Below are 6,456 nucleotides of genomic sequence, written 5' to 3'. Positions count from 1 at the left end.
CGAGTATCAGGTCGGCACCCGCGTTCGCGCCCGCCTCAACTTCGACGCCCGCGAAGAGACCGAGCTCGGCACCCTGCGCGCCTTCGCCCGTCTGCAGGCCACCAACACCGCCGGTGCCAACAACGGCGTTGATATCGACCAGGCCTACATCCAGCTCGGCGGCCTGCTCATGGGTTACCGCGACACGCTGTGGTCGTCGGGTATCGGCGGTCTGGAAGACGGCCTGCTCACCGACACGGACCTCGTGGTCGGCGACATCAAGACCAACCAGGTCTCCTACACCTTCGCCGCGAACGGCTTCTCGGCCTCGATCGGCGCTGAAGACGACCGCACCGGCGACGTCGTTCCGGACGTCCACGCCAAGCTCGTCTATTCGGGTGCCTGGGGCGGTGCTTACATCTCCGGCGTCTACGACGAGACCTACAACCGCGAAGATCTGCGCGCCGTGACCCTCAACGGCATCGCGATCAACCTCGTCGGCGTCTATCCGACGCTGCTGCAGGACGGCAACAACGATGCCTTCGCGCTCAAGGGCGGTATCCTGCTGAAGGATCTGATCGCACCGAAGTCGCAGCTGAAGATCGAAGGTCACTACGCCTTCGACCCGACGATCTACGCCGGCATCGTCGGCATCGACTCGGTTTCGTCGATCTCGGCTTCGCAGTTCACGACCGCTGGCGTTCCGATCACCCTTGAGTGGGCCGCTGGTGCGGGTTACGCCCAGGCGTTCGGCAAGCTCGGCCTCGCCGTCTCCGGCCAGTACGGTGAGACCTTCGACGTCTCGCTGTTCAACACCCGCAACGGCCTGCGCATCGTCGACAACGGCACGTATTACGCCGGTGTCCTGAACGTCGGCTACCAGGTCACGAACAACTTCGCCACGCTCGGCGAAGTCTCGTACAAGAACGTCGACTTCGGCGGTCCGGTCGGCGAGACCGATCAGGTCTCCGGCTTCCTGCGCTTCCAGCGCAACTTCTAATGCGATCGACGGGCGGCGGGTCTGATCCCGCCGCCCGTCTCGGCCCTTTCGAGGGCACCATAAAGCGATCTCCAGTCGATGCCGGCCAAAGGCTTCGTCCACCGGCGGCCAAACCTGCGATGAAGAGAACCGTGCCGACCTCGTTCGGCACGGTTCTCCTGCGTCCGGATACCCGTGCCGTCAGCGTGCCTTCTGGCCGAAGAGAACGCTCTGGGCGTTCTTGTCGCTGGCGAGATTCAGCTTCTCGCGTTCGGCCTTGCCGACCTCCAGCCCCCGCTCCACCGCAGGCCGCGCTTTCATCGCCTCGAACCAGCGCTTGAGGTTGGGGAAGTCGTCGAGATCCTGACCCTGGTTGGCGTGGGGCACGATCCAGCCGATGCAGGCCATGTCGGCGATCGAATAGGCGTCGGCGAGGAAGTCGCGCCCGTCGAGGCGCTTGTTCATCACGCCGTAGAGCCGGTTCACCTCGTTCGTGTAGCGGTCGATGCCGTAGGCGATCTTCTCCGGCGCATATTGCCGGAAATGGTGCGCCTGCCCCGCCATCGGCCCGAGCCCGCCGATCTGCCAGAACAGCCATTCGTCGACGGCGACGCGCGCCCGCTCGTCGTTCGGATAGAAGCGCCCGAACTTGCGCGCGAGATACTGCAGGATGGCGCCGGACTCAAACACCGAGATCGGCTGACCGCCCGGCCCTTCGGGATCGACAATGGCGGGCATCCGGTTGTTCGGCGAGATCGCCAGGAATTCGGGCTTGAACTGGTCGCCCACGCCGATGTTGACGAGCTTCAGCTCATAGGGAACGCCGAGCTCCTCGAGGAGGATGCTGACCTTCCAGCCGTTCGGCGTCGGCCAGTAGTGAAGTTCGATCGGTTGCGTCTGGTCCGTCATGGCAGTCTCCAGCTTCGGAAGGCCCTAAGCTAGGGCGCCAGCGGGCGGGATACATCGGGGCGCCACGCGCGGCGACGCCCGACAAATGCCGCTTGTCCTGAACCGGCGCTGAAGCACCGTTCCAGCCCCGGTTCAGTTTGCCCGTGCCATCATCGTGCCATTGCTTTTTCGGAGTTCGCGCGATGGTGCTTCGCCTGTCGATCATCACCTGCCTGATGGCCCTCTTCGCCGTCGGCTTCTCGTCGCTCGTCCAGTCCGAGCTGAGACGCGACGGCCCGATGGCGGCGAGCGCGGGCTGCTACGACCAGGGCGCGGTCTGCGCTCGGCCCTCCGTCAACTGAGCCGGGCGGCGACGAAGCGGCGGATGGTCCGCCCCTTCGAATTTGCGCGCGGCGTCATTCCCCGGTCGCACCGGGTTCTGTATGGGACGTCATGAGCGAACTTTCCACCCGACCCTCCGTCCCCCACATCCTGTCGCCCGTGCCGCAGGACGCCCGCCTGTTCAGCGACGCCGCGAGCGCGGTCATCGAGTTGACGCGGCTCTACGACGAGGCCGTGCAGTTTCTGTGCAAGCGGTTCGACGAGGTGCTGACCACGAGCGACACCGCGCGCCGCTATCGCGCCTTTTATCCGGAAGTCTCGATCCACACGGTCGGTCACGCGCGGATCGACTCGCGCCTCTCCTTCGGCTTCGTGCCCGGACCCGGCCGCTACGCCACGACGATCACCCGGCCGGATCTCTTCGGCCCCTATCTGGAGGAGCAGCTCGAGCTCCTCCTCCGCAATCACGGGCGCCCCATTCTCATCGGCCCCTCGCAGACGCCGATCCCGCTGCATTTCGCCCTGCCCGAGGGCACCTATGTCGATGGCGCGCTGGCCGAGAAGCTCGACAAGCCGCTGCGCGACATCTTCGACGTCCCCGATCTCGCGGCCACCGACGACCGCATCGTCAACGGCAATTTCGAACCGCTGCCGGGCGAGCCGATGCCGCTGGCGCCCTTCACCGCGCAGCGCATCGACTACTCGCTGCTGCGCCTTGCCCACTACACCGCGACGAGCCCGCGCCACTTCCAGAACTTCGTCCTCTTCACGAACTACCAGTTCTATGTCGACGAGTTCTGCATGATGGCGCGCAAGCTGATGGAGGATGGCGGGCGCGGCTACGGCAGCTTCGTCGAGCCCGGCAATGTCGTGACACGCGCCGGGTCGCCCGATCCTATCAGCGGCCTCGCGCCGCCGCGCCTGCCGCAGATGCCGGCCTATCACCTGACGCGGCCGGACGGCAGCGGCATCACCATGGTCAATATCGGCGTCGGGCCCTCCAACGCCAAGACGATCACCGACCACGTGGCTGTGCTGCGCCCACACGCCTGGCTGATGCTCGGCCACTGCGCCGGGCTCCGCAACACGCAGGCGCTCGGCGACTACGTTCTCGCCCATGCCTATGTGCGTGAGGACCACGTGCTCGATGCCGACCTGCCGGTCTGGGTGCCGATCCCGCCGCTCGCCGAGGTGCAGGTGGCGCTCGAACAGGCGGTGGCCGACGTCACCGGCCTCGAAGGCTACGACCTCAAGCGGATCATGCGCACCGGCACGGTGGCGACGATCGACAACCGCAACTGGGAGCTGCGCGACCAGACCGAGCCGGTGGAGCGTCTGTCGAAGTCGCGCGCCATCGCCCTCGACATGGAATCGGCGACGATCGCGGCCAATGGCTACCGTTTCCGGGTGCCCTACGGCACGCTGCTCTGCGTTTCCGACAAGCCGCTGCACGGCGAGCTGAAGCTGCCGGGCATGGCCACCGAATTCTACAAGCGGCAGGTGGCGCAGCATCTGGAGATCGGCATCCGCACGATGCAGAGTCTGGCCGACATGCCGCACGAGAAGCTGCATTCCCGCAAGCTGCGCTCCTTCTTCGAGACGGCCTTCCAGTAATGGCGGCGACATCCCGGTTTCGACCCCGCACGATCGCCGGTGCGATCGTGGCGGCCGCGACGATCATTGGCGCCGTGTCGATCGCCTTCGGCTTCTTCGGCTCGTCCGTCGAGGCCTTCGACAGCGTGGGGCATTTTCGCGCGCATTTGAGCGTGGTAGTCCTCGTGCTCGCGCTGCTGTCCCTCGCCATTCGGCGTCCGATGGCGGCGGTGATCGGCCTCGTCGCGGCAGGCGTCGGTCTGGTGACGACCCTGCCGTTCCTCCTGCCGCCGTCGGGCACGGCCGAGCCCTCGGCCGGCACGCCGGTCTACTCGATGCTGCAGATGAACCTGCGGTTCAACGCCCCGGATCGAAGCCCCGCGCTTCGCGTGATCGCCGACACGCGGCCTGATGTCGTCACGCTTCAGGAGGTCACGGACGACTGGCGCGGCGCGTTCGAGGCGTTGAAGGCGGTCTATCCCTATCAGGCGTTCTGCGGTTCCTACGGCGTCGGCGGAAGCGGCATCCTGTCCCGGCGCCCGTTCCTGCCCTCGTCCGGCCTCGACGTCTGCGAGCCGAAGGATGGGCTCGTCGCCCGAAGCGTCGATTTCAACGGACAGGCCGTGACGCTCGCGGCCCTCCATCTCGAATGGCCATGGCCGCACAAGCACTGGCAGCAGATCGCGCGCCTGCGCTCGATTCTGCCGGACCTTTCCAAGCCGGTTCTGCTCGGTGGCGATTTCAACGCCGTTCCGTGGAGCGCCGCCGTCACGACGCTGGCAGGCGCCGGCGGACTGTCCGTGATGCGGGGTATCGGACCGAGCTGGATGAACTACGATTTTCCCGCGCTTCCGGCCCGCTGGTTCGGCCTGCCGATCGACAACGTCCTCGCCTCGCCCGAGATCGCCGTCCTGTCGATCGGTACCCTGGCGCCGACGCAGTCCGATCATCTGCCGGTGCTCGTGCGCTTCACGGTGGCCCGCCCGGCCGCGCCGCCGCCGGTCGCGGTGGTCTCGCGCTGAGGGGCCGTTTCCTGAACACACCTTAAGGTGCTGCCGACGCGAAGCTCTGCGAGGATGCCGGAAACGTGACCGGTGAGCTCCCATGTTCGTGTCGTTCTTCCCGCGCCCCCGCGTCTTCTTCCTCTCCGTGATGCTGTGGACCGTCATCGCGATCGGGCTCTGGTACGGGGCCGACCGCGATCTCGGGCTCCGCCTCGGCTTCGCGCCGCCGGCCGACGATGCGGTGGGTCTCTCCATCTTCTGGTCGGCGTCCTACCTCTGGTTCGACGTCTACTTCGCTGGCGCCGTCGCGCTCTTCGCCGCAGTCTGGTGGCTGGCTGCGCCGCACCCGTGGATGCGATGGTCGGTGCTGGGATCGGCGTTCATCCTCTTCCTCACCTACTTTCAGGTGGAGGTCAGCGTCGCAGTCAACGGCTGGTACGGGCAGTTCTACGACATCATCCAGGCGGCGCTGTCGCACGCGCGGCCCGTCGTGGCGGCGGACATCTTCGCCAGCATGGGCGTGTTCGCAGGGCTGGCGCTGGCGGGCGTGACGGTCAGCGTCCTCACCACCTTCTTCGTCAGCCACTACATCTTCCGGTGGCGCGAGGCGATGAACGGCTTCTACATGGCGCACTGGGCGGAGCTGCGGCGGGTGGAAGGCGCCTCGCAGCGGGTGCAGGAGGACACGATGCGCTTTTCCACTACGGTGGAGACGCTCGGCGTCAGCCTGATCCAGGCGGTAATGACGCTTATCGCCTTCCTGCCGATACTCGTCGGTCTCTCGGCCGCCGTGAAGTCGCTGCCCATCGTCGGCGAGGTGCCGCATGCGCTCGTGGTGGCCGGGCTGCTCTGGTCGGTCTTCGGAACGACGTTCCTCGCCGTGGTCGGCATCCGCCTGCCCGGTCTCGAGTTTCGCAACCAGAAGGTCGAGGCGGCCTATCGCAAGGAGCTGGTGATCGGCGAGGACCATGCCGACCGGGCGCAACCGCCGACCGTTCGTGCGCTCTTCGCCGATGTCCGCCAGAACTACTTCCGACTGTATTTCCACTACATGTACTTCAACGTCGCGCGCTATCTCTACCTGCAGACAGACGTGGTGTTCCCCTACCTGATCCTCGCCCCGACGATCGCGGTGGGCGCCATCACCCTCGGCGTGATGAACCAGATCCTCAACGCCTTCGGGCAGGTGCGCGAGTCCTTCCAGTATCTCGTCACGTCCTGGACGGTGATCGTCGAGCTGATCTCGATCTACAAGCGCCTGCGCACGTTCGAGGGCGTGATCGGCGGGGCCGATCCGGCGGTGGTGGGAGAGGCGGTGGTGGGAGAGGCGGTGGTGGTGGGGTAGCGTGCAGGGAGGCAAACGATCGGAGGGCGAGACGCGTTGCTTCCTGGCAATGCCTCAACCAAATCCAACGCTTGTCATCCCGGGCTTGACCCGGGATCCATGCCAAACCTTGGCCGGCATCATGGCCGCGTCACTTCGAACGCGTTCAGGCATGGATCCCGGATCAAGTCCGGGATGACGATAGGGGAGTCTGAGGTCCTGACGGATGGGCTCTGGAGCGTGATGCGACGGCGCTCACGGTCGAGACACGACAGTGAACGGCGGTCTGAATGACTGGGCCCAGCCTCAAGAGCCTCCAACTGCTTGCGGCCATCAATCGCGTGCGG

The 6,456-nt window shown here is 66.1% G+C and carries 6 protein-coding genes; 5 read left to right on the top strand and 1 reads right to left on the bottom strand.

What is annotated here, in order from left to right; genetic code table 11:
• Positions 1-979: porin (locus AUL33_RS18585; RefSeq protein ID WP_062211857.1), on the top strand; the 979-nt coding region annotated here is incomplete at its 5' end.
• A gap of 180 nt (positions 980-1,159) precedes the next feature.
• On the opposite strand, the gene AUL33_RS18580 is transcribed toward AUL33_RS18585, so the two are convergent.
• Positions 1,160-1,867, bottom strand: coding sequence for a glutathione S-transferase family protein (locus tag AUL33_RS18580; protein WP_062211854.1), 708 nt, complete (start codon positions 1,865-1,867; stop codon positions 1,160-1,162).
• Between the two features lie 182 nt (positions 1,868-2,049).
• Here AUL33_RS18580 and AUL33_RS22320 point away from each other — a divergent pair, with 182 nt between their 5' ends.
• The 4 genes from AUL33_RS22320 to sbmA all read left to right on the top strand — a co-directional run bounded on the left by AUL33_RS22320 (position 2,050) and on the right by sbmA (position 6,130).
• On the top strand, positions 2,050-2,208 hold the full coding sequence (locus AUL33_RS22320; protein WP_156419492.1) for a hypothetical protein: 159 nt from the start codon (positions 2,050-2,052) through the stop codon (positions 2,206-2,208).
• A gap of 91 nt (positions 2,209-2,299) precedes the next feature.
• The gene (locus tag AUL33_RS18575; protein WP_062211851.1) at positions 2,300-3,802 is read left to right on the top strand and encodes an AMP nucleosidase; all 1,503 of its coding nucleotides are present in this window, start codon (positions 2,300-2,302) and stop codon (positions 3,800-3,802) included.
• Complete coding sequence (locus AUL33_RS18570; RefSeq protein ID WP_062211849.1) at positions 3,802-4,803, top strand: endonuclease/exonuclease/phosphatase family protein; 1,002 nt, start codon at positions 3,802-3,804, stop codon at positions 4,801-4,803. The genes AUL33_RS18575 and AUL33_RS18570 overlap by 1 nt, the downstream gene beginning before the upstream one ends.
• An 82-nt stretch (positions 4,804-4,885) precedes the next feature.
• Positions 4,886-6,130: a peptide antibiotic transporter SbmA gene (gene sbmA, locus AUL33_RS18565; RefSeq protein ID WP_062211847.1), complete on the top strand. Its 1,245-nt coding sequence runs from the start codon at positions 4,886-4,888 to the stop codon at positions 6,128-6,130.
• Positions 6,131-6,456 lie beyond the last annotated feature (326 nt).

Origin of the sequence: Aureimonas sp. AU12 (genome assembly GCF_001463705.1) — a bacterium.
GTDB lineage: Bacteria > Pseudomonadota > Alphaproteobacteria > Rhizobiales > Rhizobiaceae > Aureimonas.
Note: the sequence above shows the minus strand (reverse complement) of the source record. Positions and strands in the feature narration are given on the sequence as shown.

Excerpts from the sequence above, each read along its gene's own strand:
- AUL33_RS22320 (WP_156419492.1), top strand. The coding sequence starts at position 2,050 with ATGGTGCTTCGCCTGTCGATCATCACCTGCCTGATGGCCCTCTTCGCC.
- AUL33_RS18570 (WP_062211849.1), top strand. The coding sequence starts at position 3,802 with ATGGCGGCGACATCCCGGTTTCGACCCCGCACGATCGCCGGTGCGATC.
- AUL33_RS18575 (WP_062211851.1), top strand. The coding sequence starts at position 2,300 with ATGAGCGAACTTTCCACCCGACCCTCCGTCCCCCACATCCTGTCGCCC.
- AUL33_RS18580 (WP_062211854.1), bottom strand. The coding sequence starts at position 1,867 with ATGACGGACCAGACGCAACCGATCGAACTTCACTACTGGCCGACGCCG.
- sbmA (WP_062211847.1), top strand. The coding sequence starts at position 4,886 with ATGTTCGTGTCGTTCTTCCCGCGCCCCCGCGTCTTCTTCCTCTCCGTG.